Source organism: Pseudomonas sp. YJ42 (assembly GCF_047225135.1).
Classification (GTDB): Bacteria; Pseudomonadota; Gammaproteobacteria; order Pseudomonadales; family Pseudomonadaceae; genus Stutzerimonas; species Stutzerimonas stutzeri_E.
The window spans coordinates 4,664,011-4,688,747 of the sequence record NZ_CP178378.1; the positions used below are offsets into that span (position 1 = coordinate 4,664,011).

General features: G+C 60.2%; 19 protein-coding genes. 13 read left to right on the forward strand and 6 right to left on the reverse strand.

The genetic code is table 11. From position 1 onward, the window contains the following. Window positions 1-25: 25 nt before the first annotated feature. From ACL0K2_RS21670 to imuA, 3 genes are read right to left on the reverse strand one after another with little or no spacing between them, the layout of a single operon-like run. Window positions 26-3,109 (reverse strand): error-prone DNA polymerase, encoded by a 3,084-nt coding sequence (locus ACL0K2_RS21670; RefSeq protein ID WP_413043400.1) that lies wholly within the window; start codon window positions 3,107-3,109, stop codon window positions 26-28. Beyond that, complete coding sequence (locus ACL0K2_RS21675) at window positions 3,106-4,518, reverse strand: Y-family DNA polymerase (RefSeq protein WP_413044504.1); 1,413 nt, start codon at window positions 4,516-4,518, stop codon at window positions 3,106-3,108. The genes ACL0K2_RS21670 and ACL0K2_RS21675 overlap by 4 nt, the downstream gene beginning before the upstream one ends. Window positions 4,519-4,525: 7 nt before the next feature. After that, a complete protein-coding gene (imuA, locus tag ACL0K2_RS21680; protein ID WP_413043401.1) occupies window positions 4,526-5,143 on the reverse strand; it encodes a translesion DNA synthesis-associated protein ImuA in 618 nt (205 codons plus the stop codon). A gap of 360 nt (window positions 5,144-5,503) precedes the next feature. Between imuA and ccoN the strand changes: the two genes are divergently transcribed. The 11 genes from ccoN to rpsA all read left to right on the forward strand — a co-directional run bounded on the left by ccoN (window position 5,504) and on the right by rpsA (window position 20,946). Further along, on the forward strand, window positions 5,504-6,940 hold the full coding sequence (gene ccoN, locus ACL0K2_RS21685; RefSeq protein ID WP_239612010.1) for a cytochrome-c oxidase, cbb3-type subunit I: 1,437 nt from the start codon (window positions 5,504-5,506) through the stop codon (window positions 6,938-6,940). Between the two features lie 141 nt (window positions 6,941-7,081). Further along, window positions 7,082-7,663: an RBBP9/YdeN family alpha/beta hydrolase gene (locus ACL0K2_RS21690; protein WP_413043402.1), complete on the forward strand. Its 582-nt coding sequence runs from the start codon at window positions 7,082-7,084 to the stop codon at window positions 7,661-7,663. Window positions 7,664-7,731: 68 nt separating this feature from the next. Next, entirely contained in the window at window positions 7,732-8,373 is a 642-nt protein-coding gene (locus ACL0K2_RS21695) for a peroxiredoxin (protein WP_045161424.1), read from the forward strand. Window positions 8,374-8,610: 237 nt separating this feature from the next. After that, entirely contained in the window at window positions 8,611-9,687 is a 1,077-nt protein-coding gene (gene mtnA / locus ACL0K2_RS21700; protein WP_045161425.1) for an S-methyl-5-thioribose-1-phosphate isomerase, read from the forward strand. A 123-nt stretch (window positions 9,688-9,810) separates the two neighbouring features. Beyond that, complete coding sequence (gene gyrA / locus ACL0K2_RS21705) at window positions 9,811-12,618, forward strand: DNA gyrase subunit A (RefSeq protein WP_239612011.1); 2,808 nt, start codon at window positions 9,811-9,813, stop codon at window positions 12,616-12,618. 146 nt (window positions 12,619-12,764) lie between these two features. Then, window positions 12,765-13,850, forward strand: a complete 1,086-nt coding sequence (gene serC, locus ACL0K2_RS21710) for a 3-phosphoserine/phosphohydroxythreonine transaminase (protein WP_045161735.1) — start codon at window positions 12,765-12,767, stop codon at window positions 13,848-13,850. Further along, window positions 13,850-14,947, forward strand: coding sequence for a prephenate dehydratase (gene pheA / locus ACL0K2_RS21715; protein WP_045161427.1), 1,098 nt, complete (start codon window positions 13,850-13,852; stop codon window positions 14,945-14,947). Before serC ends, pheA begins: the two co-directional genes overlap by 1 nt. A 104-nt stretch (window positions 14,948-15,051) precedes the next feature. Next, window positions 15,052-16,161 (forward strand): histidinol-phosphate transaminase, encoded by a 1,110-nt coding sequence (gene hisC, locus ACL0K2_RS21720; protein WP_045161428.1) that lies wholly within the window; start codon window positions 15,052-15,054, stop codon window positions 16,159-16,161. Beyond that, the gene (locus tag ACL0K2_RS21725) at window positions 16,158-18,404 is read left to right on the forward strand and encodes a bifunctional prephenate dehydrogenase/3-phosphoshikimate 1-carboxyvinyltransferase (protein ID WP_413043403.1); all 2,247 of its coding nucleotides are present in this window, start codon (window positions 16,158-16,160) and stop codon (window positions 18,402-18,404) included. The genes hisC and ACL0K2_RS21725 overlap by 4 nt, the downstream gene beginning before the upstream one ends. Further along, window positions 18,401-19,087 carry a (d)CMP kinase gene (gene cmk / locus ACL0K2_RS21730; protein ID WP_045161430.1) on the forward strand — a complete coding sequence of 229 codons (687 nt, stop codon included), beginning with the start codon at window positions 18,401-18,403 and terminating at the stop codon, window positions 19,085-19,087. Before ACL0K2_RS21725 ends, cmk begins: the two co-directional genes overlap by 4 nt. 173 nt (window positions 19,088-19,260) lie before the next feature. After that, window positions 19,261-20,946, forward strand: coding sequence for a 30S ribosomal protein S1 (gene rpsA, locus ACL0K2_RS21735; protein WP_019339331.1), 1,686 nt, complete (start codon window positions 19,261-19,263; stop codon window positions 20,944-20,946). Window positions 20,947-21,097: 151 nt separating this feature from the next. On the opposite strand, the gene ACL0K2_RS21740 is transcribed toward rpsA, so the two are convergent. Next, the gene (locus ACL0K2_RS21740; protein WP_045161431.1) at window positions 21,098-21,541 is read right to left on the reverse strand and encodes a MarR family winged helix-turn-helix transcriptional regulator; all 444 of its coding nucleotides are present in this window, start codon (window positions 21,539-21,541) and stop codon (window positions 21,098-21,100) included. A 79-nt stretch (window positions 21,542-21,620) separates the two neighbouring features. Between ACL0K2_RS21740 and ACL0K2_RS21745 the strand changes: the two genes are divergently transcribed. Together ACL0K2_RS21745 and ACL0K2_RS21750 are read left to right on the forward strand one after the other, a co-directional pair. Then, entirely contained in the window at window positions 21,621-22,787 is a 1,167-nt protein-coding gene (locus ACL0K2_RS21745) for a PLP-dependent aminotransferase family protein (RefSeq protein WP_413043404.1), read from the forward strand. Window positions 22,788-22,825: 38 nt separating this feature from the next. Beyond that, window positions 22,826-23,428 (forward strand): glutathione S-transferase family protein, encoded by a 603-nt coding sequence (locus tag ACL0K2_RS21750; RefSeq protein ID WP_045161434.1) that lies wholly within the window; start codon window positions 22,826-22,828, stop codon window positions 23,426-23,428. A 45-nt stretch (window positions 23,429-23,473) separates the two neighbouring features. Here the strand turns inward: ACL0K2_RS21750 and folE are convergent, their stop codons facing one another. Next, the gene (folE, locus tag ACL0K2_RS21755; RefSeq protein ID WP_025241301.1) at window positions 23,474-24,019 is read right to left on the reverse strand and encodes a GTP cyclohydrolase I FolE; all 546 of its coding nucleotides are present in this window, start codon (window positions 24,017-24,019) and stop codon (window positions 23,474-23,476) included. Window positions 24,020-24,133: 114 nt separating this feature from the next. Then, window positions 24,134-24,691, reverse strand: a complete 558-nt coding sequence (locus ACL0K2_RS21760) for a Smr/MutS family protein (protein WP_045161435.1) — start codon at window positions 24,689-24,691, stop codon at window positions 24,134-24,136. Between the last annotated feature and the right edge of the window lie 46 nt (window positions 24,692-24,737).

Below are 24,737 nucleotides of genomic sequence, written 5' to 3' on the forward strand. Positions count from 1 at the left end.
TCGGCGGGTGTCGAGAAACGTCGGATTATTGGAAATCCCGACTGCGTACATCCAGGCCGGTCAGCAGTGGCGTGAGGTCGCTCAGGCGCCCAGCGATGACGTGGCGTACGCCGCTCGCCGACTCCAGATGACCGTCGATTCGCAGCAGCTGCGAATGGATCAGGGCTCGCCGTTGGCGCTCGGCCAGATCGTGCCAAACCACCACGTTGATCATGCCGAACTCGTCTTCCAGGGTGACGAAGATCACGCCGCTGGCGGTTTGCGGACGTTGACGGCCTATCACCAGACCGGCCACGCTGACCAAACGGCCATGCTCAATGTCTGCCAGCTCGCGTGAACTGCGACAGCGCCGGCTTCGGAGCTGTTCGCGTAGCAAGGCCAGCGGGTGCGGGCCGAGCGTGGTGCCGAGGGTGGCGTAGTCGGTCAGCAGGTCCTCGCCGACCGTAGGCAATGGGAGGGGGATCGGCGCTTCCTGTTGCGCGCACTGGCCAGCGAACAGTGGCAGCTGTGTCTCGACCCCGGCTACTGCCCAGCGTGCCCGGTGGCGATGTCCAGCGAGGCCGCGCAGGGCGCCGGCATCGGCCAGTCGTTCGCGGGCGCGGGCATCCAGCTCGGCGCGCAGACACAGGTCATCGACATCGGCGAATGATTCAACCTGTCGTGCTGCCTCGATACGCCGCGCATCCGCTTCACGAAAGCCGCGCACCAGTCGCAGGCCCAGGCGGATCGCCGGTTGCTCGTTGGCAGTCGGTTCGAGGCTGCAATCCCAGCCACTGTGCTGGACGTCAACCGGGAAAATTTCCAGGCCGTGACGGCGGGCGTCCTGCAGTATCTGGTCGGGATTGTAGAAGCCCATCGGCCAACTATTGATCAAGGCGCAGGCGTAGGCGGCCGGTTCGTGGCATTTGAGCCAACAGCTAGCGTAGGTGAGCAGGGCGAAGCTAGCGGCATGGGATTCGGGAAAGCCATAGCTGCCGAACCCTTTGATCTGTTCGAAGATGCGTGCGATGAAGTCCGCCTCGTAGCCCTTGGCGAGCATGCGTTCGGTCAGTCGCTGGCGATGGGGCTCCAGGCCGCCATGACGCTTCCAGGCGGCCATGGATCGGCGCAACTCGTCGGCTTCGCCGGGCGTATATTCGGCGGCAACGATTGCCAGCTCCATCACCTGTTCCTGGAACAGCGGCACACCGAGTGTGCGCTCGAAGACCGGTTTCAATTCATCGGAAGGGTATTTCACCTCTTCTTCATCATTACGTCGACGCAGGTAGGGATGAACCATATCGCCCTGAATCGGCCCTGGGCGCACAATAGCGACCTGGATTACCAGATCGTAGAACTCCCTGGGGCGCAGGCGCGGAAGCATGGCCATCTGGGCCCGTGATTCGATCTGGAACACGCCGACAGTATCGGCACGGCTAATCATGTCGTAGGTCGCGCGGTCTTCCTGCGGCAGGCTGGCAATCGTCCAGCATGTGCCGCGATAGCGTTCGATCAGATTGAAACAGCGGCGCAGCGCACTGAGCATGCCGAGGGCGAGGACATCGACCTTGAGCAGACCTACGGCATCCAGATCGTCTTTGTCCCACTGAATCACGGTGCGCTCGGCCATGCTGGCATTTTCCACCGGCACCAAGGTTTCCAGCGCGTGCTCGGAAATGACGAACCCTCCCGGGTGCTGTGAAAGGTGGCGGGGGAAACCGATCAATTCGCCAGTCAGCACCAATACCCGGTGCAGCACCGGACTGCGCGGGTCGAAGCCTGCTTCACGCAAACGCGCGGCGTCAGGAATCCGGTCGCTCCAGCGTCCGCAGCAATCGGCCAGCGCGTTGATCTGATCCGGTGGCAGGCAGAGCGCCTTGGCAACGTCGCGCAAGGCGCCGGTGGCGTGGTAGGTGCTGACGACGGCGGTGAGCGCGGCCCGCTCACGGCCATAGCGGCGAAATACATACTGAATGACTTCCTCGCGGCGTTCGTGCTCGAAATCGACGTCGATGTCCGGTGGCTCCTTGCGCTCACGAGATAGGAAGCGTTCAAACAGTAGCCGGCTGCCTGCGCGTGCGGGGTCGAGTTCGGTGATACCCAACGCGAAGCACACAGTGGAATTGGCTGCCGAGCCACGGCCTTGGCAGAGGATTCCTTGTTTACGGGCCCACCGGACGAGGTCATGCACGGTTAAGAAGTAATTTTCGTACTTCAGTTCGGCGATCAGTTTCAGCTCATGCTCGATCTGCGCACGGTTCTTCGGCGTTACGCCATCTGGCCAGCGCCAGCGCGCGCCATCTTCGACCAGTTTGCGCAGCCAGGAAGTAGCGTTATGGCTCGCAGGCACCAGCTCATGTGGGTATCGGTATTCCAATTGGCTGAGATCGAACTGACAGCGCTCAGCGATGCGCAACGTTTCTGTGAGCAGCTCTGGCGGATACAGCTCAAGCAGTTCCTCGTATCGGCGTAGATGGCGTTCGCCGTTAGGGAACAAGTGGCGGCCGGCCTCAACTACCGGCAAGTGATGACGGACCGCGGTCATGCAGTCCTGCAGCGCACGGCGTCCTCGGGCATGCATATGCACGTCGCCGCAGGCTACCGCAGGCAGGTTCAGGCGGGTGGCCAGTGCCTTCCATTGGCGCAGGCGTAGCATGTCGTCTGGCCCACGGTGCAGTCCGATGCCCAGCCAGAGGCGCTCCGGAAATCGTTCGCGTAGCCAGCGGCCCTCGAGATCAGCCTCGGGTTGACCGGCAATCCAGATGGCCAGTAGTCCATCCAGTGGCTCGCTCAGGTCTTCGGCTAGAAGCCGGTAGCGACCTTTTTCGGCGCGACGGCGGGCGCGGGTGATCAAGCGGCACAAGGCCTGATAACCGGTGATGTTTTCCACCAGCAAAACCAGCTTGGGCCCGTCTTCGATCTGAATCTCACTGCCTATGATCAATGGCAGGCCGATATCCTTCGAAGCCTGCCAGGCCCGTACGATGCCGGCCAGGGTGCATTCGTCGGTGATGGCCAACGCTCGATAGCCGAGGCGGGCGGCGCGCTCGAAGAGTTCGCGGGCACTGGAGGCACCTCGCTGGAAGCTGAAGTTGGATAGGCAATGCAGCTCGGCGTAAGCGGTCATCATGCGAACCAGCCGTGCAACAGCAACGGCCCTCCATCCGTTGAGCGGAAGGCCCAGCCGCGCTGGCCGGTGCGGGTTTCCACCAGGTAATAGTCGCGGCGCACATCGCCGCCATCCCACCAGCCCGACTCGATGCGTTCGGGGCCGGCGAGAAGGCGCAGGGATGCCTCATACAATGGCTTCGGTTCGGCCAATAGCCAGCTGGGGCGCGGGCCGATGTCTGATGGCAACTCATTCCGAGTGGTGTGTTGCGGTTGCCAGGCGCATTCGGGGCGATGGTCGGCACGCGTGCAGAGCCCTTGCACGGCGTCGTCTCCCAGGCGGGCCCGCAGGCGCTCGCGTAGCTGCTCCCAAGGCAGCGACTGCTGCGGTCGTTCTTCGAATAACAGGCGGTGCTCAGGGACGAACGCTGGCAATTCATGCGCGACCAGGCGTATCGCCAGTGTCGGCGCCGGCAGTTGCATATGTTCCAGCCGACCACGCGTCAACTCGAACAGCATGGCCGGATCGCGCTCGGCACTGAGCAGGCCAACCGGTATCTGGCTATCGGTCAGGCTGCGGTGCTCCAGATGCAGGGTGAAGCGTTGCACTCCACTGTCGCGACCGGCTAGGTAGGCGGCAAGATCGGCGGTCAGGCGACGCAGCGGGAATAGCAATGCCTGGTGGGACTCGACTTCGAAGTTCAACTCGATCCGGGCATCGAAGCGGTCTGGCGGCCGGTAGAAGTCCAGCGCCAAGGGACGATGATCGAGCAGGGTATCGAGGTGCTTCAGTACTTCTGCCGGAAAGCGTCGCGCCAGACCCGCTCGTGGTAGCGCGAGCACCTGCCTCAGAGTCCGCAGGCCCATGCGCGCAAAGGCGGTCGTCACTTCGCGCGGCAGACCGATACGCTCGACCGGCAATGGGGCCAGCACGCTCTGCAGCGTCTCGGTATCCGTCACGGCCAGGCCATCATGTGCGTTGGCCAGTACCCGCGCAGCGGCGGGGTTCGGTGCCAGCGTAATACGGTGCTGAAAGCCCAAGGCATGCAGTTCCTCGCGCAGACGCGCTTCCAGACGCGGCCAGGGACCGAACAGAGCAAGGCTGGAGTGCACTTCCAGGAGCAGACAGCGCGGATAATGCAGGCTCACCTGGGAGCTGAAGCCGTAGGCCCAGGCAGCGAGGAATTGCTGCCAGCGCTCGATCGAAGCCAGGTCATATTCAGCCGTGGTGAAGTCGCGGGTCAGCGCCTGGGCGGCAATCAGCGATTGACCCGGTTTGAGGCCGAGCGACCGCGCCATCGGATTGACTGCCTGCAGCACTCGACGCTGCGGCGTTCCGCTCAACAGGGCCAGCGGTGCGTCGGCATCGCTACGGTTGCGTAGCACGCCATCCATGGCCAGTTGCGGCAGCAATATGCAGGCCCAGAGCATGACCATTTCAATGCCACGCTGTGGCAGGAATCGGGCGTGCCGGAGCCAGACCGCCACGGCACTTGAGTATCCGTAACTGCGCTGGCTGAGCCTCGACCGCCAAGCGCAGTGCCGCTGGCGAGGGGTTGATCGCCTCGCGCAGTGGACGGTAGGCGAAAGCCAGTGTCTGACCGGTCTCGGCGGCCACCTGCAGGCGACGCAGGGCGCGGTCTTCGGCCTGTTGCGGCCAACACAATACTGCGCCGCAGCTACCCGAACGCAGGCATTGCTCGGCAGCCCATAAGGCGTCACGGCCTTGAGTATTGACGATCGTCAACTGGCGCAGGTCGACACCGGCTGCCATCCAGGCCTGGGGATAGGGCACATATGGGGGCGCCACCAGCACCACGCGTTCACCGGCCATGGTCAATCGCGCCAGGGTCGGCCAGAGCAGGCGCAATTCGCCGATACCGCTCGTGGCAATCAACAGCTCGCTCAGTGCCGATTCCGGCCAGCCGCCGCCGGGCAGGACGGCATCCAGCGCGGCATGTCCGGTCGGCTGACTGCTGGTCGAGACGAAGCTGGACTGGCCGCGCCATAGGCGGCGCGCATCGAGCAGATGATTGAGGGCAACCACAGATGCCATGACGATGGGATCTTCCAAATACTGTATATGGATACAGTATTTGGGTTCGCCAAATGCCGGTCAAGTTGCGGGCGATGAAAAGCGCAGCGCCAGGCATCGGCGTCTGTGTCAGTGTCAGTGTCAGTGTCAGTGTCGAGGTTGCATTAATGACCAGAGAAACGACGTGGATCGCGCAAGACGAATGCGCGGCTTGGTGTGCGCGACACGTGCTTCTAGTTGTATAAATATAAATGCACTTAACGATGATGAATATTCGTTATAAGTATTTAAATCGATGCGACACACTGTTTGTCGCTCGCTCTGGCCGGCGACGCCCGCCGCTGATGGACGAGCTTTATTCATCTGTCTCCAGGAAATGTCATGGCTGATGCTGCAGTGCTCGATACACCCGATTACAACTACGAAGTCGTCCGTCGCTTCACCTTGATGACCCTGTTCTGGGGGGTGGTCGGAATGGGTATGGGTGCGTTCATCGCCGCCCAACTGGTCTGGCCAGAACTCAATTTCGGGTTGCCTTGGACCACTTTCGGGCGCCTGCGCCCGGTGCACACCAATCTAGTGATCTTCGCGTTCGGCGGCGGCGCGCTGTTCGCGACCTCCTTCTATGTGGTGCAGCGGACCTGCAAGGTGCGACTGATCTCCGACGGGCTGGCCAACTTCGTGTTCTGGGGCTGGCAGGCGGCGATCATGGCAATGCTGGTCAGCTATCCGTTGGGTATTACCTCTTCGAAGGAATACGCTGAGATGGAATGGCCGATTGCGATCTGGGTGACGCTGGTCTGGGTGGCCTATGCCTATCTGTTCATCGGCACGATCGCGCGGCGGCGAACCCAGCACATCTATGTTGCCAATTGGTTCTATGGCGCCTTCATCGTCGTGACGGCGATGGTCCATGTGATCAACCACATTGCCATCCCGGTGACCCTGTTCAAATCCTACTCGGCCTACTCCGGCGCCACGGATGCCATGATCCAGTGGTGGTACGGGCATAGCGTGGTGGGCTTCATCCTCTCGGTGGGCTTTCTCGGGATGATGTACTACTTCGTGCCGAAGCAGGCCGAGCGGCCGGTGTATTCCTATCGGCTGTCCATCGTGCATTTCTGGGCGATCATCAGCCTGTACATCTGGGCCGGCCCGCACCATCTGCACTACACCGCATTGCCGGATTGGGCGCAGAGCCTCGGTATGGCGATGTCGGTGGTGCTACTGGCGCCCAGCTGGGGCGGCATGATCAACGGCATGATGACGCTCTCCGGTGCCTGGCATAAATTGCGCACTGATCCGATCCTGCGCTTTCTGGTGGTTTCCCTGGCGTTCTACGGCATGTCGACCTTCGAGGGGCCGATGATGGCCATCAAGACGGTCAACGCATTGTCGCACTATACGGACTGGACCATCGGCCACGTGCATGCCGGTGCGCTGGGCTGGGTCGCGATGATCTCCATCGGCACGCTCTACCACATGATTCCAAAACTCTGGGGCCGCGAGCAGATGCACAGCGTCGGGCTGATCAATGCGCACTTCTGGCTGGCCACCATCGGCACCGTGCTCTACATCGCCTCGATGTGGGTCAATGGCATCACTCAGGGTCTGATGTGGCGTGCGATCAATGAAGACGGCACGCTGACGTATTCCTTCGTCGAGGCGCTGGAGGCCAGCCATCCCGGCTATGTGGTGCGACTGATTGGCGGCGGCACCTTCGTTCTGGGCATGCTGCTGATGGCCTATAACGCCTGGCGCACCGTGCGCGTAGCGGACCGGCGTGCAGTCGAGGTAACTGTCATGCAGGTCGTCTAATGGGCAGCTTCTTCCGTTGATCGATCATTGACGTTGCTTGAGAAGAAATTTAATTAGGTTATAAATAAATAATTTCTTATTCTTTTATGTGAGCTGCGCGAGTGGCTAGACTGGCTTCCATCATTTCGGAGGCACACCTCGATGCGCAGCGAATCGATCCGTTATCTGATAGTGCCGGGCTGGAAAGGCTCGCCTGCCGCTCACTGGCAAAGCCATTGGCAACGCAGCCTTCCAAACAGCGCCAGGGTGGAGCAGTCCGATTGGCTACACCCTCGCCGCGAAGACTGGATCGCCGAGCTGGATCGCAGCGTGGCAATGAGCACGCAGCCGATCATCCTCATCGCGCATAGTCTGGGTTGCGTTACCGTCGCCCACTGGGCCGCACAAGCTTCGATGGATACATTGCAGCGGGTTCGTGGCGCGTTGCTGGTCGCGCCAGCGGATGTGCAGCGTGAGGGATGCCCCGACGCCCTGCGCGATTTCGCGCCGATTTCCCGTCAAGCATTGCCATTTCCCAGCCTGCTGGTCGGCTCCGACAGCGATGCCGCAGCGACAGCCGACCGATCCATCGAGCTGGGCCAGAATTGGGCAAGTGATACCGTCATTCTCCGTGGCGTCGGGCACATCAATACGCAATCGGGCCATACCCATTGGACGTCGGGTTTCGCCTACCTGTACCGCCTGCAAAATCGAATCGCTCAGCAGGCCCGCAAAACGGCCTGACGCTGGTAGCAGGAACCCGGTCGCCCATTGCGACCGCCATCAGTAGCATGCATACGAGGAAAAAAGACATGAGCATCCGTCTCGGCGACATCGCCCCCGACTTCGAACAGGATTCCAGCGAAGGCCGCATTCGCTTTCATGAATGGCTTGGCAGCAGCTGGGGCGTGCTGTTTTCTCATCCGGCCGACTTTACGCCAGTCTGCACCACCGAGCTGGGTTTCACCGCCAAGCTTAAAGACGAGTTCGCCAAGCGCAACGTCAAAGCCATTGCGCTTTCAGTGGATCCGGTCGATTCGCATGTGAAGTGGATCGATGACATCAACGAAACCCAGAACACGCGAGTCAACTTTCCGATCCTGGCTGATGCCGACCGCAAGGTGTCCGAGCTGTACGACCTGATTCACCCCAATGCCAACGACACGTTGACGGTTCGTTCGCTGTTCGTCATCGATCCGAATAAAAAGGTGCGATTGACCATTACCTACCCGGCTAGCACTGGGCGCAACTTCAACGAAATTCTTCGTGTGATCGACTCCCTACAACTGACTGATAACCACAAGGTCGCGACGCCGGCCAACTGGCAGGACGGCGACGAGGTGGTCATCGTGCCTTCGCTGCAGGACGAGGAAGAGCTCAAGCAGCGCTTCCCGAAGGGCTACCGCGCGGTGAAGCCTTATCTACGTCTCACCCCACAACCGAATCGCGAATAGGTACGCCACATCACAGCAATCGGCTGCCTCGATCGGCCTTTGCTTGTGCTGGAAAAATCAGTCGATTAGGATTCGCGCCCGGGTATGGGGCGTGAGTGTCATATCACTCCGCATGACCCTTTCGAATGTTGAAGCCCGGTTCGGAGACGACCGGGCTTTTTTGTGCCGGCCCGCAATCTGTACGGACCGGTTCCGCCCCTGAATGTCAGGGGATCAGTGAACAATGAGGGGATTGCCATGCGCGAACGCTTGCTGGCCGCGGAAAAAGTGAAGGCTATCGAGTGGCAGAACGGGCAGTTACGTTTGCTCGACCAGCGCAAGTTGCCGCTGGAAGAGATATGGCATTCCTACGATTGCGCTGCTGCTGTCGCCACGGCCATCCGCGAGATGGTCGTGCGGGGCGCTCCGGCGATCGGCATCAGCGCGGCGTATGGCTTGGTAATGGGGCTCAAGGCTCGGCTCACCGAAGGCGGCGACTGGCGTACGGCGTTGGAAGCGGACTTTGAAGTGCTTGCCGATTCGCGTCCGACTGCTGTCAATCTATTCTGGGCGCTGAATCAGATGCGCGAGCGACTCGACCGTTTGAAGCCGGGCGAGGATCCGCTGACAGCTGCCGAGGCACAAGCCGTCTCCATTCACGACAGCGATCGCGAAGCCAATCTGACCATGGCGCAATTCGGTGTCGATCTGATCCGCAAGCATCAGGGCAATCCGCAAAACCTACTCACTCACTGCAATACCGGTGCACTGGCTACTGGTGGCTTCGGAACCGCGCTCGGTGTGATCCGTGCGGCGCATCTGGAGGGGCTTGTCGAGTGCGTTTATGCCGATGAAACCCGTCCCTGGTTGCAAGGCTCGCGTCTGACCGCCTGGGAGCTTGCTGGAGAGGGCGTGCCGGTCACATTGAATGCTGACTCGGCCGCTGCGCATCTTATGAAGACGCGTGGCATTACCTGGGTAATCGTGGGGGCCGACCGAATCACGGCCAACGGCGACGTTGCCAACAAGATCGGCACCTATCAGCTCGCCGTGCTCGCCATGCATCATGGCGTGCGGTTCATGGTGGTGGCGCCCAGTTCGACCATTGACATGGAGCTGGAAGCCGGCGACGACATTCCCATCGAGGAACGTGCCGGCAGCGAGTTGTTGGAAGTCAACGGCCAGCGGTTCGCGGCGGAAGTCGATGCGTTCAATCCGGTATTCGATGTGACGCCGGCGGACCTCATCGACGCCATCGTGACCGAAAAGGGTGTGGTCGAACGACCGAATGCGGCCAAGCTCGCCGCTTTGATGAGCCGCAAACGACTCCATTGATTACTTTAGGCAAACCCGGGGATCTCTTCTCGGGTGTGCATCCTGGAGCCTCTGGCTCGCCAGCTGTGATACCATCCCGCGCTTAATCGCAGGACCCTGCTGACTACAAGGAACCAGGCTTCCATGGGCGAACTGGCCAAAGAAATCCTCCCGGTCAATATCGAAGACGAACTCAAGCAGTCCTATCTCGACTACGCCATGAGCGTAATCGTCGGACGGGCGCTGCCGGATGCGCGCGACGGATTGAAGCCCGTACATCGCCGTGTGCTTTTTGCCATGAGCGAACTGGGTAACGACTGGAACAAGCCATACAAGAAATCCGCCCGTGTGGTCGGTGATGTGATCGGTAAATACCATCCTCACGGCGACTCGGCGGTATACGACACCATCGTGCGGATGGCGCAGCCTTTCTCGTTGCGCTACATGCTGGTCGATGGCCAAGGCAACTTCGGTTCGGTGGACGGCGATAATGCCGCCGCCATGCGTTACACCGAAGTGCGGATGGCCAAGCTGGCGCACGAACTGCTGGCCGATCTGGACAAGGAAACCGTCGATTGGGTGCCCAACTACGACGGCACCGAGCAGATTCCGGCGGTCATGCCGACCAAGATCCCGAACCTGCTGGTTAACGGTTCCAGCGGTATCGCCGTGGGTATGGCGACCAATATTCCGCCGCATAACCTCGGCGAGGTCATCGATGGCTGCCTAGCGCTGATCGAGAACGCCGACATCACCATCGACGAACTGATGCAGTTCATCCCGGGTCCTGACTTCCCCACCGCCGGCATCATCAACGGCCGCGCCGGTATCGTCGAGGCCTACCGCACCGGTCGCGGACGCATCTACATGCGGGCGCGCTCGATCATCGAAGACATCGACAAGGTCGGTGGGCGTCAGCAGATCGTCATCACCGAGCTGCCTTATCAGCTGAACAAGGCGCGTCTGATCGAGAAGATCGCCGAGCTGGTTAAAGAGAAGAAGCTCGAAGGCATCACCGAGTTGCGCGACGAGTCCGACAAAGACGGCATGCGCGTGGTGATCGAGCTGCGTCGCGGTGAAGTGCCTGAGGTCATCCTCAACAATCTCTACGCCCAGACCCAGCTGCAGAGCGTGTTCGGCATCAACGTGGTGGCACTGATCGACGGCCAGCCGCGCACGCTGAATCTCAAGGAACTGCTCGAGGCCTTCGTTCGCCATCGCCGCGAAGTGGTCACCCGCCGGACCGTCTACGAGCTGCGCAAGGCGCGCGAGCGTGGGCATATCCTCGAAGGTCAGGCGGTCGCGCTGTCCAACATCGACCCGGTGATCGCCCTGATCAAGGCCTCGCCGACCCCGGCCGAGGCGAAGGAAGCGTTGATTGCCGAGGCCTGGGAATCGAGCGCCGTCGAGTCGATGGTCGAGCGTGCTGGTGCCGACTCCTGCCGCCCAGAGGGGCTTGATCCGCAGTACGGTCTGCGTGATGGCAAGTACTACCTGTCGCCGGAACAGGCTCAGGCCATTCTTGATCTGCGCCTGCACCGTCTGACGGGGCTGGAGCACGAGAAGCTGCTCAGCGAGTATCAGGAGATCCTGACCCAGATTGGTGAGCTGATCCGTATCCTTACCGATCCCGTGCGCCTGATGGAGGTCATCCGCGAGGAGCTCGAAGGCGTCAAGCGCGATTTCGGCGATGCGCGTCGCACCGAAATTCTCGAGGCGCGACTGGATCTGACCCTGGCCGATCTGATCACCGAGGAAGAGCGCGTCGTCACCATTTCCCACGGCGGCTATGCCAAGTCCCAGCCGCTGGCCGCCTATCAGGCGCAGCGCCGCGGCGGACGCGGCAAGGCGGCGACCGGCGTCAAGGAAGAGGATTACGTCGAGCATCTGTTGGTTGCCAACAGCCACACGACCCTGCTGCTGTTTTCCAGCAAGGGCAAGGTCTATTGGCTCAAGACCTATGAGATTCCGGAAGCCTCGCGCACCTCGCGCGGACGTCCGCTGGTCAACCTGCTGCCGCTTTCCGAAGGCGAGCACATCACCGCTATGCTCCAAGTCGACATTGAGGCTGCACGTCAGCAGCAGCTGAATGGCGAGGACGATGTCGAGGATGCGGAAATCATCAGCGAAGCCGATGAGGCGGAAGAGTCGCTCGACGGCGAAGAATCCGACGAGTCGATAGACGAGCCGACCGGCACCTACATCTTCATGGCGACAGCCAAGGGCACAGTGAAGAAGACTCCGCTTTCCCAGTTCAGCCGTCCGCGCAGTGTCGGTCTGATCGCGCTCGGCCTGGAGGAGGGCGATACCCTCATCGCTGCTGCGGTTACCGACGGGGCGCGTGAAGTCATGCTGTTCTCCGATGGCGGAAAGGTGATTCGCTTCAAGGAGAAGCATGTCCGCACCATGGGCCGTACTGCTCGTGGCGTTCGAGGCATGCGTCTGCCTGAAGGGCAGCGTCTGATCTCCATGCTAATCCCTGAGCCTAATGCGCAAATTCTCACCGCCAGCCTCAACGGCTACGGCAAGCGCACTGTGATCGATGAGTTCCCGCGCCGCGGTCGTGGTGGTCAGGGCGTAATCGCCATGGTGACCAACGAGCGCAACGGCCCGCTGGTCGGCGCCGTTCAGGTGCAGCAGGGCGAGGAGATCATGCTGATTTCCGACCAGGGCACGCTGGTGCGTACCCGTGTCGATGAGGTGTCGTCGCTGGGCCGTAATACCCAGGGCGTGACGCTGATCAAACTGGGCAAGAACGAGCATCTGGTTGGCCTCGAAAGGGTTCAGGAGCCCTCCGAGGAAGACGTACTGGAAGACATCGAGGCGGTTCTCGATGACGAGGCGCTGGACAAGGAAATGCCTGTCGTCAGCACCGAGCCCAGCGAGGACGAGCTGCTTGGCGGAGGCGGAGACGTACCGCCGGACGTGGTGCCTACCGACGACGAAAACTGATTCGGACGACATGCGAAGCCTTCGGTCTTCGCATGTCGGTATCGAACGGAAACCCGCTGCGGGTGAAGGGATTGCAAGCGCTGTACCTGAGCGCCTTGGCGACGGGCGGAGCGAGCATGGTATCGACCGTTTTTGAGAGTACGAAGATGAGCAAACGCGCCTTTAACTTCTGCGCAGGTCCCGCCGCGCTCCCTGAGGTCGTGCTGCAGCGCGCCCAGGCCGAACTCCTGGATTGGCAGGGGCGGGGCCTGTCTGTGATGGAAATGAGCCATCGCAGCGATGAATACACGGCGATTGCCGAAAAGGCCGAGCAGGACCTGCGCGACCTGCTGAGCATTCCGTCGAATTACAAGGTGCTGTTCCTCCAGGGCGGTGCCAGCCAGCAGTTCGCCGAGATCCCGCTGAATCTGCTACCTGAAGACGGCGTTGCCGATTACATCGATACGGGCATCTGGTCGCGCAAGAGTATCGAAGAGGCCAAGCGCTTCGGGCATATCAATGTGGCTGCCAGCGCCAGATCCTACGATTACTTCGCCATCCCCGGGCAGAACGAGTGGAATCTGCGCGCCGATGCGGCCTATGTGCACTACGCCAGCAACGAAACCATCGGTGGGCTGCAGTTCGACTGGATACCGGAACTTGGCGACACTCCGCTGGTGGTCGACATGTCTTCGGACATCCTTTCGCGTCCGCTGGACGTGTCGCGATTCGGTCTGATCTACGCTGGCGCGCAGAAGAATATCGGCCCGTCGGGGTTGGTGGTGGTCATCGTTCGCGAGGACTTGCTGGGTCGTGCGCGTTCCAGCTGCCCGACCATGCTCGATTACAAGATCGCCGCCGACAACGGCTCCATGTACAACACGCCGGCAACCTTCTCTTGGTACCTCTCTGGGCTGGTGTTCGAGTGGCTGAAGGAGCAGGGCGGTGTCGAGGCGATGGAGCGGATCAATCGCGCCAAGAAAGACCTGCTCTATGGTGCTATCGACGCCAGTGATTTCTATTCCAACCCGATCGCCACGAATGCCCGCTCGTGGATGAATGTGCCGTTCAGGCTGGCCGATGAGCAGTTAGACAAGGTTTTCCTGGCCGGTGCCGATGCCCGTGGACTGCTCAACCTGAAAGGCCATCGCTCGGTGGGCGGCATGCGTGCTTCGATCTATAACGCGGTTGGCCTGGATGCCGTCGAGGCGCTGGTGGCCTACATGCGTGAGTTCGAGAAGGAGCACGGCTGATGAGCGATGCCGACCGACTGAAGGCGCTGCGTGTACGCATCGACAGTCTCGACGAGAAAATTCTCGAGCTGATCAGCGAGCGTGCCCGCTGCGCTCAGGACGTGGCTCGGGTCAAGACTGCCTCCCTGGCCGAAGGCGAGGAGGCAGTGTTCTATCGTCCCGAGCGTGAAGCCTGGGTGCTCAAGCACATCATGGAGCTGAACAAGGGACCGCTGGACAACGAGGAGATGGCGCGCCTTTTTCGCGAAATCATGTCGTCCTGCCTGGCGCTGGAGCAGCCGCTGCGGGTCGCTTATCTCGGCCCGGAAGGCACCTTTTCGCAAGCGGCAGCGCTCAAGCACTTCGGGCATTCGGTGATCAGCAAACCGATGGCGGCGATCGACGAGGTGTTTCGTGAAGTGGTGGCCGGTGCGGTCAATTTCGGCGTGGTGCCGGTGGAAAACTCCACCGAGGGCGCCGTCAACCACACCCTCGACAGCTTCCTCGAGCATGACATCGTCATCTGCGGTGAAGTCGAGCTGCGAATCCATCATCACCTGCTGGTGGGTGAGACGACCAAGACCGACCGCATCACTCGCATCTACTCGCACGCCCAGTCGCTGGCGCAGTGCCGCAAATGGCTGGATGCGCATTATCCGAACGTCGAGCGTGTCGCGGTTTCCAGCAATGCCGATGCAGCCAAGCGCGTCAAGAGCGAGTGGAACTCCGCTGCGATCGCGGGGGACATGGCCGCTCAGCTTTACGGCTTGAGCAAGATTGCCGAGAAGATCGAGGACCGCCCGGATAACTCCACGCGTTTCCTGATCATTGGCAACCAGGAAGTGCCGCCCACCGGCGACGACAAGACTTCGATCATCGTTTCCATGCGCAACAAACCGGGTGCGCTGCATGAGCTGCTGATGCCGTTCCATTCCAATGGCATCGATCTCACGCGGATCGAAACTCGCCCTTCACGCAGCGGCAAATGGACCTATGTATTCTTCATTGACTGCATCGGTCATCACCAGGATCCGCTGATCAAGGATGTGCTGGAGAAGATCGGGCGCGAAGCGGTGGCATTGAAGGTGCTGGGCTCTTATCCGAAGGCGGTACTTTAAAAAGCAGCTGGAAGCCGGATGCCGAAAGCTGGAAGCCGTGAGCAACGCCGAGTGCTTCAGGTTTCGAGTTCAGGCTCAGGCTTTCAGCTCCAGCGGAGCTGAACATGTCCTGTGATTTCCTCGCCCTGGCTCAGCCAGGTGTACAAAAGCTGTCGCCTTACGTGCCGGGCAAGCCGGTGGACGAACTGGCGCGCGAGCTCGATCTTGATCCTGCAACGATCGTCAAGCTGGCCAGCAACGAAAACCCGCTGGGCCCCAGCCCCAAGGTCATCGAGGCGATCAAGGCGCAGCTCGGCGAGCTGACCCGCTATCCCGACGGCAACGGCTTCGTACTGAAGCAAAAGCTGGCCGAGCGATATGGCGTCGGCATCGAGCAGGTGACGCTCGGCAACGGTTCCAATGACATTCTCGAGCTGGTCGCGCGCGCCTATCTGGCGCCTGGCCTCAATGCGGTCTTCAGTGAACATGCGTTTGCGGTCTATCCGATTGCTACACAGGCCGTGGGTGCACGAGCGAAGGCTGTTCCGGCCCGTCAATGGGGACACGATCTCGAGGCCATGCTGGCGGCTATCGACGAAAATACAGGTGTCGTATTCATCGCCAACCCCAACAACCCCACCGGTACCTGGTTCGACGCGGATGCGTTGGGTAGCTTTCTTGCCTGCGTTCCCGAGCGCGTTCTGGTCGTGCTGGACGAGGCGTATATCGAGTACGCCGACGGCGGTGAACTGCCGGATGGATTGACGTTTTTGGCCTCGCATCCCAACTTGCTGGTTTCACGAACCTTCTCAAAGGCCTTTGGGCTGGCGGCGCTGCGGGTAGGCTATGCGATCTGTTCGGCGCGGATCGCCGATGTGCTCAATCGCGTGCGTCAGCCGTTCAATGTCAACAGCCTGGCGATTGCGGCCGCCTGTGCCGCGCTCGACGATGATCGCTATCTGGCCCAGAGCAGGGCTTGCAACACGGCTGGCATGCTCCAGCTCGAAGCGGGCTTCAGGCAGCTGGGGCTGGACTGGATTCCCTCGAAAGGCAATTTCATCGCGGTCGATTTCGGACGCGATGCAGCGCCGATCAACCAGGCTTTGTTGCGCGACGGCGTCATCGTGCGGCCGGTTGCAAGCTACGGAATGCCGACATTTCTGCGGGTTTCCATCGGCACCGAAGCGGAAAATACCCGTTTTCTAGATGCCCTGCGCAAGGCGCTCGGACGTTGAGCCGAAATGTCGAGCGGCTCTCCGATGCGCCAAAGGTACGGCGTCTGGTCGTGATCGGGTTGGGGCTGATCGGAGGCTCGTTCGCCAAGGGGCTACGTGAAGCCGGCCACTGCGCTGAAGTGGTTGGCTTCGATCTCGATCCCCGCTCCCGGGCGTTGGCTGTCGAGCTCGGTGTGGTGGATCGCTGTGCAGCCAACCTCGTTGATGCCTGCCAGGGGGCGGACGTCATTCAGCTCGCAGTCCCGATCCTGGCAATGGAACGTCTACTCACGGAGCTTGCGGCGCTCGATCTCGGAGATGCAGTGCTGACCGACGTCGGCAGCGCCAAGGGTAATGTGGTGCGCTGTGCCCGCGAGCAGTTCGGACAGATGCCGCCGCGCTTCGTGCCGGGCCATCCGATAGCCGGCTCGGAACAGAGCGGTGTTACGGCTGCCCAAAGCACGCTTTTTCGACGTCACAAGGTGATCCTGACACCTGTGGCGGAAACCGATCCAGCTGCGCTGAAACTTGTCGACAGTCTGTGGCGTGCACTGGGGGCTGATGTCGAACACATGGAGGTTCGATATCACGATGAAGTTTTGGCGGCTACCAGCCATCTGCCGCACCTGCTGGCATTTGGGCTGGTGGATTCGCTGGCGAAACGCAACGAGAATCTCGAAATATTCCGCTACGCGGCGGGTGGATTTCGTGATTTCACCCGAATAGCGGGTAGTGATCCGGTGATGTGGCATGACATCTTTCTCGCCAATCGTGAGGCGGTGCTGCATACGCTGGACGATTTTCGTGCCGACCTCGATGCGCTGCGCGCTGCGGTCGATGAAGGAGACGGGCATACCTTGTTGGGCGTGTTTACGCGCGCCAGGGCAGCCCGAGAACATTTCAGCAAAATACTGGCTCGCAGAGCCTATGTGGACGTTATGCATTCCAAAGATCTGATCTTCCTTGCCAACCCTGGCGGCAGCCTCAGCGGTCAACTGCGTGTGCCGGGCGACAAATCCATATCCCACCGTTCGATCATGCTCGGCTCGCTTGCTGAAGGCACCACCGAGGTAGAGGGGTTTCTCGAGGGTGAAGATGCCCTCGCAACCATCCAGGCATTCCGCGACATGGGCGTGGTCATCGAAGGGCCGAATCAGGGGCGCGTGACGGTCCATGGCGTTGGCCTGCATGGTTTGAAGCCGCCGCCAGGCCCGATCTACCTCGGCAATTCCGGGACCTCGATGCGTCTGCTGTCCGGCTTGCTCGCCGCCCAGTCGTTCGACACCACCCTGACCGGTGACGCTTCGCTATCCAAGCGACCAATGAATCGTGTGGCCAAGCCGCTGCGCGAAATGGGCGCGGTGATCGAGACCGCAGCCGAGGGGCGCCCACCGGTGACCATCCGTGGCGGCCAGAAACTTTCAGGAATGCAGTACGTAATGCCGATGGCCAGCGCTCAGGTCAAATCCTGCCTGCTCCTGGCAGGGCTGTATGCGGCAGAAAAAACCTCGGTCACCGAGCCAGCACCGACGCGGGACCATACCGAGCGGATGTTGCGAGGTTTCGGTTATCCGGTACAGGTAGAAGGCAATACCGCTACGGTCGAATCGGGTCATACGTTGCGTTCGACTCATATCGAGGTGCCAGCCGATATTTCCTCCTCGGCCTTTTTTATGGTGGCAGCCAGCATCGCGCCGGGTTCGGACATTACCCTGGAACATGTCGGGATCAACCCGACGCGTACCGGCGTTATCGATATTCTCAAGCTGATGGGTGCCAGCATCGAGCTGACCAATCTGCGTGAAGTGGGCGGTGAGCCGGTTGCCGATATCCGTGTGCGTGCGGCGCAGCTCAAGGGTATCGACATTCCGGAAAGTCTCGTCCCGCTGGCGATTGACGAATTCCCGGTGCTGTTCGTAGCTGCCGCCTGCGCAGAGGGTCGGACCACCTTGCGGGGTGCCGAAGAGTTGCGGGTCAAAGAGTCCGACCGTATTCAGGTCATGGCCGATGGTCTGCAGGCGCTGGGCGTGAAGGCCACACCGACGCCGGATGGGATTATCATTGAGGGCGGCGGCCCCATCGCGGGTGGCGAAGTCTGGGCGCACGGTGATCATCGGATAGCAATGTCCTTCAGCGTTGCTGCGCTTCGGGCCAGCGCACCGATCCGCATTCATGACTGCGCTAACGTGGCGACTTCGTTCCCGAACTTCCTTGCGCTGGCCGAGCGGGCCGGAATGCGGGTGGGTGTGGAGGGTAATTCATGATCAGCCAGATCCCAGTCATCACCATCGACGGCCCGAGCGGGTCCGGCAAGGGTACGGTTGCGGCGTTGTTGGCGGCGAAACTGGGGTGGAACTTTCTCGATTCCGGTGCGCTTTACCGTTTGCTGGCTTTTGCTGCCCGTAATCATGGTGTCGACCTGACCAACGAGGAGGCGCTCAAGCTGCTGGCAGCTCACCTGGATGTGCAGTTCGGTGCAGCCAAAAGCGGCCATGGCATGCAGATCATTCTCGAGGGCGAAGACGTCACCCTCGCGATTCGCAACGAGCAGGTCGGCGCCGGAGCCTCGCAGGTCGCTGCATTACCGGTGGTGCGTGAGGCGCTGTTGCAGCGCCAGAAGGCGTTCCGCGAACCGCCCGGGCTGGTCGCGGACGGCCGAGACATGGGGACCGTGGTTTTTCCTGACGCACCCTTGAAGATATTTCTCACTGCCAGTGCGGAGGAAAGAGCTCGTCGCCGTTTCCTGCAGTTGAAGGACAAGGGTGATGATGTTAATCTCGCGAGTCTTCTTGATGAGATACGGGTTCGCGATGAGCGCGACACCCAGCGTGAAGTGGCTCCGCTGAAGCCAGCAGACGATGCGGTACAGCTGGATTCCACGGATCTTTCCATCGAGCAGGTGTTAGGACAGATTCTGAGCGAAGTCGCCAAGCGCGATTTCGCCTGATGATCGGCCGCCGCGAGGCGGCCATGACGGTTCCTGAGGTTCAGGGCTGTTAACAAGGAGGCATGTGGGAGACCAGATCTAGTCCCGCAGGCCTTTTTTTATATGAATGAACCCACTTCTATCTGGGATGTGGAGATTGGGCGGATCCTCGCCCGAAAACAGCAGGAATAAACATGAGCGAAAGCTTTGCAGAACTTTTTGAAGAAAGCCTAAAAACCCTCGACATGCAGCCGGGTGCGATCATCACCGGCATCGTGGTCGACATCGATGGTGACTGGGTCACTGTCCATGCCGGTCTGAAGTCAGAGGGCGTCATCCCGGTCGAGCAGTTCTACAACGAGCAGGGCGAGCTGACCATCAGCGTGGGTGACGAAGTTCACGTTGCGCTGGACGCGGTTGAAGATGGCTTTGGCGAAACCAAGCTGTCCCGCGAAAAAGCCAAGCGTGCAGAGTGCTGGATTGTTCTGGAAGCGGCTTTCGCAGCTGAGGAAGTGGTCAAGGGCGTTATCAACGGTAAGGTTAAGGGCGGCTTCACTGTCGACGTTAACGGCATCCGTGCGTTCCTGCCAGGTTCCCTGGTTGATGTTCGTCCAGTGCGTGATACCACCCACCTGGAAGGCAAGGAACTCGAGTTCAAGGTCATCAAGCTCGACCAGAAGCGCAACAACGTTGTCGTTTCCCGTCGTAGCGTCCTGGAAGCCGAGAACAGCGCCGAGCGCGAAGCGCTGCTGGAATCGCTGCAGGAAGGCCAGCAGGTCAAGGGTATCGTCAAGAACCTCACGGATTACGGCGCATTCGTCGATCTGGGCGGCGTCGATGGCCTGCTGCACATCACCGACATGGCCTGGAAGCGCATCAAGCATCCGTCGGAAATCGTCAATGTTGGCGATGAGATCGACGTCAAGGTGCTGAAGTTCGACCGCGAGCGTAACCGCGTATCGCTGGGTCTGAAGCAGCTGGGCGAAGACCCATGGGTTGCCATCAAGGCCCGTTACCCGGAAAACACCCGTGTCATGGCCCGCGTTACCAACCTCACCGACTACGGCTGCTTCGCCGAGCTGGAAGAGGGTGTCGAAGGTCTGGTACACGTTTCCGAAATGGACTGGACCAACAAGAACATTCACCCGTCGAAGGTCGTACAGGTCGGCGACGAAGTGGAAGTCATGGTTCTGGACATCGACGAAGAGCGTCGTCGTATCTCCTTGGGCATCAAGCAGTGCAAGTCCAACCCGTGGGAAGACTTCTCTGGCCAGTTCAACAAGGGCGACCGCATCTCCGGCACCATCAAGTCGATCACCGATTTCGGTATCTTCATTGGTCTGGACGGCGGCATCGACGGTCTGGTTCATCTGTCCGACATCTCTTGGAACGAAGCTGGCGAAGAAGCCGTGCGTCGCTTCAAGAAGGGCGACGAGCTGGACACCGTCATCCTGTCGGTCGATCCGGAGCGTGAGCGCATCTCCCTGGGCATCAAGCAGCTGGAAGACGATCCGTTCTCCAACTACGCCGCTGTCAATGACAAGGGCAGCATCGTTCGCGGTACTGTGAAAGAAGTTGACGCCAAAGGCGCCATCATCGACCTGGGCAACGATATCGAAGCGACCCTGAAAGCCTCTGAAATCAGCCGTGACCGCGTTGAAGATGCGCGCAACGTCCTGAAAGAAGGTGAAGAAGTCGAAGCCAAGATCATCAGCATCGACCGTAAGAGCCGCGTCATCAGCCTGTCCATCAAGTCGAAAGACGTTGAGGACGAGAAGGATGCGATGAAGGAGCTGCGTACCAAGCAGGACGTAGAGCCGGCTGCCGGTCCGACCACCATCGGTGATCTGATCCGCGCGCAAATGGAAAATCAGAACTAAGTTAGTTCTGTGATCCATTGAAAAAGGGCGACTTCGGTCGCCCTTTTTTGTAGGCGCTTTTCGTGTCGATCAGCTCTTCGCTTCGTTGCATCCTGCCGCTAAAGCGTTCGGAGGCGACTGGTTGTACGTCCAGCCGGGCGCGCTGTGCGGTTCAGTCTCGAACAGTGCTGGCCGCTAGCGCCTGATTCACCGCCAACCAACCGGCTACCGCTTCTTCACCCATTTGCTTGAACGTCCGCTCGAGCAGGCGCACCTGTTCCCGCCGGAGCGCCTGTTCCAACTTGGCCCCTTCGGCAGTGAAGCGCAGCATGCGCTTGCGTTTGTCCTCCTCCGCGGTTCTGCTTTCGACCAAATGCATCTCGATAAGCTGTCGCAGCGGAATGTTCAGTGCCTGCTTGCTTACGCCCAGATAGCCGAGCAGCTCCTTGACGCTGAGGTCAGGGTAGCTGGCGATGAAGAACAGAATGCGGTGGTGCACCCGGGACAGCCCGCGGCGTGCGAGCATTTCGTCCGGCTTGGCGGTGAAAGCCTGATAGCCGAGAAAGAAACTTTCCATGATTTGGCGTTGAATCGTGCTTTTTTTTAGGTCAGTCATATTGACGTATTCACGACCGTAGGCGTAATTTTGGTCAAGTAGTTTGACTTATTTTATTACTTCCTGCATCTGGTGCCCCATGGCTTTCTCCGAACGTGTCGACCGCCTGAAAAGCTCGCTGATCCGTGAAATTCTTGCTGCTGCTCAGCGCCCCGAGGTGATGTCGTTTGCCGGAGGGCTGCCTGCCGAGTCGATGTTGCCCAAGGTCGAATGGGCGCAGATGCCGGCGAACATGGGGCAGTACGGCATGAGCGAGGGTGAGCCGGCGTTACGCGAAGCGATCGCCGCCGAAGCGCGCGAGCTCGGTGTCGATTGCTCCGCCAGCCAAGTCCTTATCGTCAGTGGTTCTCAGCAAACGTTGGATCTCGCATCAAAGCTGTTCATCGACGTCGGCACAGAGGTGCTGCTCGAAGCCCCGACCTATCTTGCGGCGCTTCAAATCTTTCAATTGTTCGGTGCCGACTGTCTGGCGGTGCCGCAGGAGGCCGACGGTCCATCGTTGGTCGCGTTGCGCCAACGGCTGGAGCAGCACAAGCCAGCGTTCGCCTACCTGATCCCGACTTTTCAAAACCCCTCCGCGGTGCGTTACAGCGAAGAAAAACGCGATGCGGTTGCGGCTCTACTCGACGAGTTCAATGTAGTCCTGATCGAGGATGAGCCTTATCGCGAACTGGTTTTCGACGAAAGCAGCGCCAGGCCCATCGTCAGCCGCATGCGCAAGGCAAGCTGGATATACACCGGTACGGTCTCCAAGACTTTGCTGCCAGGGCTGCGGGTGGGTTACCTGATCGCAACGCCCGATCTTTTCCCTTACTTGCTGCGGCTCAAGCAGTCGGCTGACCTGCACACCAACCGCATTGGTCAGTGGCAGGCGCTGCAGTGGCTTGGAAGCGAGCAATATCGTACGCACCTAAGGGAGCTACGCCGCTTCTATCGTCTGCGCCGTGATGCAATGCAGGCCGCGCTAACGGAGCACTTTGGCGACCTGGCCGACTGGCAGATCCCGCAGGGCGGTCTGTTCTTCTGGTTGCGGCTGAAATGTCCTGTGGATACGCGAACGCTGCTCAATCCTGCCCTCGAACAGGATGTGGTATTCATGCCGGGCGAGCCATTCTTCATCGATCCCGAGCAAAACCTGGGGTATCTGAGGTTGAATTTCAGCCATGTTGCCCCGGACCGGCTGGATGAAGGCGTGTGCCGGCTAGCGAAGGTGATTCGCGGGTGCGAGATAGCCGATGCGGCCTAATCAAGGTATTGATGCTTGCGTTGCCCAGGAGGGAGGAGATGTACAAGGTTTACGGCGATTATCGTTCAGGCAACTGCTACAAAGTGAGATTGATGCTGCATCTGCTCGGTCGAGATTATGAGTGGGTACCGGTGGATATTCTTCGTGGCGAGAGCCGCGAGGAAGCGTTTCTGAAGAAGAACCCCAACGGCAAGATTCCCGTACTGGAGTTAGAGGACGGCACCTGCTTGTGGGAGTCGAATGCGATCCTCAATTTCCTCGCGGATGGATCCGAGCTGTTGCCCACGGATCCGCGTCTGCGCACTCAGGTTCTACAGTGGCAGTTCTTCGAGCAGTACAGTCATGAGCCGTTTATCGCCGTAGCGCGATTCATCAAGGTTTATCTGGGCCTGCCCGATGATCGCCTCGATGAGTATGCGGCCAAGCAACTGGATGGTTATCGAGCGCTGGATGTCATGGAGCAGCAGCTGCAGCGCACGCCGTTTCTGGTTGGCGATCGCTACTCGATTGCGGATGTAGCGCTATATGCCTATACGCACGTGGCTGAAGAGGGTGGCTTTTGGCTGGCCAGGTACCCTGCGATCTGTGCCTGGCTGCAGCGCGTTGCAAGCCATCCGCGGCATGTGGGCATGTACGAATAAAAGAAGACGAGAGGAGGTCTGGAGGCTGGCGAGCCTCCAGCTGGACTACTTCACCAGGCCGAGGAACTCGCTGCGGGTGGCCGCGTTCTCGCGGAATTGGCCGAGCATGACCGAGGTGACCATCGAAGAATTCTGCTTCTCGACGCCACGCATCATCATGCACATGTGCTGGGCCTCGATGACGACTGCCACGCCCCAGGCGCCCGTGACCGTTTGAATCGCTTCGGCGATTTCACGCGTGAGATTTTCCTGAATCTGCAGTCGGCGAGCGTACATGTCGACGATGCGCGCGACCTTCGAGAGTCCGAGCACCTTGCCGTTGGGCAGATAGGCAACGTGAGCCTTGCCAATGAACGGGAGCATATGGTGCTCGCACAACGAGTACAGTTCGATGTTCTTCACCAGAACCATTTCGCTGTTGTCGGAGCTGAACAGCGCACCGTTGGTGACTTCCTCGAGTGTCTGCTGATAGCCCTTGCACAGGTACTGCATGGCTTTGGCTGCGCGCTTGGGCGTATCGAGCAGGCCCTCGCGGTTGACGTCCTCACCCAGCTGGCCAAGGATCGCGGTGTAATGTGTTTCCAGGGACATATGACTACCTGTCAGGCGTGCAAGAAAGCGCGAATGCGAAGGTTAGGGGGTCGGCCGCTGGGCTGCAAGCGGCACGCGGCACCAATGAGCGGATCGAGAAGCCTGACGCTATGCTTACTCGTCGCGTCCTTCGAGCATGGTTCGTTTGAGAATCACATAAACGGCGCCGGTACCGCCATGCCTTGGCAGACATGAGGTGAAGCCGAGCACTTGGGGATGCTGGCGTAGCCAAGTGTTGACGTGGCTCTTGATCAGGGGGCGCTTGCCGTCGATTCGCGCCGCCTTGCCGTGGGTGACCCGCACGCAGCGGATCTCGAACTTGCACGCTTCGGCGAGAAAATCCCAGAGCAGCTCGCGGGCTTTCTCGACGCTCAGTCCATGCAGATCCAGGCTGCCTTCGAAGGGGATCTGACCAGCCTTGAGCTTGCGCATCTGGCTGTCCTGAACACCGTCGCGCGCCCAGTAGAGCTCATCCTCTGCGGCGACATCGATGACGAATTGGTCGGAAAGCCCGTCGATTCTGATTTCGCTGCCGCTGATCACTGCATTAGCTCGCCGAGTGGCCATCTGCGCTTTGTTGCCGCGTGGTTTGCCGGTGTCCGCGCGGTCGTGTTCGATCGGCTTGACGCCGCGAACCGCCGACTTAAATAAAGAAAAATCATCTTCTTGCATGGGGCCTCCGCATTTGCGGGCGATTTTACCCCAAAGTTTTTGTCAT

Bases quoted from the DNA above. Each gene is read 5' to 3' on its own strand.
- folE (WP_025241301.1), bottom strand. From the start codon at position 24,019: ATGTCCCTGGAAACACATTACACCGCGATCCTTGGCCAGCTGGGTGAG.
- ACL0K2_RS21670 (WP_413043400.1), bottom strand. From the start codon at position 3,109: ATGATGACCGCTTACGCCGAGCTGCATTGCCTATCCAACTTCAGCTTC.
- ACL0K2_RS21675 (WP_413044504.1), bottom strand. From the start codon at position 4,518: ATGCTCTGGGCCTGCATATTGCTGCCGCAACTGGCCATGGATGGCGTG.
- ACL0K2_RS21760 (WP_045161435.1), bottom strand. From the start codon at position 24,691: ATGCAAGAAGATGATTTTTCTTTATTTAAGTCGGCGGTTCGCGGCGTC.
- pheA (WP_045161427.1), top strand. From the start codon at position 13,850: ATGAGCGATGCCGACCGACTGAAGGCGCTGCGTGTACGCATCGACAGT.
- ACL0K2_RS21750 (WP_045161434.1), top strand. From the start codon at position 22,826: ATGTACAAGGTTTACGGCGATTATCGTTCAGGCAACTGCTACAAAGTG.
- ACL0K2_RS21690 (WP_413043402.1), top strand. From the start codon at position 7,082: ATGCGCAGCGAATCGATCCGTTATCTGATAGTGCCGGGCTGGAAAGGC.
- ACL0K2_RS21695 (WP_045161424.1), top strand. From the start codon at position 7,732: ATGAGCATCCGTCTCGGCGACATCGCCCCCGACTTCGAACAGGATTCC.
- rpsA (WP_019339331.1), top strand. From the start codon at position 19,261: ATGAGCGAAAGCTTTGCAGAACTTTTTGAAGAAAGCCTAAAAACCCTC.
- gyrA (WP_239612011.1), top strand. From the start codon at position 9,811: ATGGGCGAACTGGCCAAAGAAATCCTCCCGGTCAATATCGAAGACGAA.
- hisC (WP_045161428.1), top strand. From the start codon at position 15,052: ATGTCCTGTGATTTCCTCGCCCTGGCTCAGCCAGGTGTACAAAAGCTG.
- cmk (WP_045161430.1), top strand. From the start codon at position 18,401: ATGATCAGCCAGATCCCAGTCATCACCATCGACGGCCCGAGCGGGTCC.
- mtnA (WP_045161425.1), top strand. From the start codon at position 8,611: ATGCGCGAACGCTTGCTGGCCGCGGAAAAAGTGAAGGCTATCGAGTGG.
- ACL0K2_RS21740 (WP_045161431.1), bottom strand. From the start codon at position 21,541: ATGACTGACCTAAAAAAAAGCACGATTCAACGCCAAATCATGGAAAGT.
- serC (WP_045161735.1), top strand. From the start codon at position 12,765: ATGAGCAAACGCGCCTTTAACTTCTGCGCAGGTCCCGCCGCGCTCCCT.
- ccoN (WP_239612010.1), top strand. From the start codon at position 5,504: ATGGCTGATGCTGCAGTGCTCGATACACCCGATTACAACTACGAAGTC.
- imuA (WP_413043401.1), bottom strand. From the start codon at position 5,143: ATGGCATCTGTGGTTGCCCTCAATCATCTGCTCGATGCGCGCCGCCTA.
- ACL0K2_RS21745 (WP_413043404.1), top strand. From the start codon at position 21,621: ATGGCTTTCTCCGAACGTGTCGACCGCCTGAAAAGCTCGCTGATCCGT.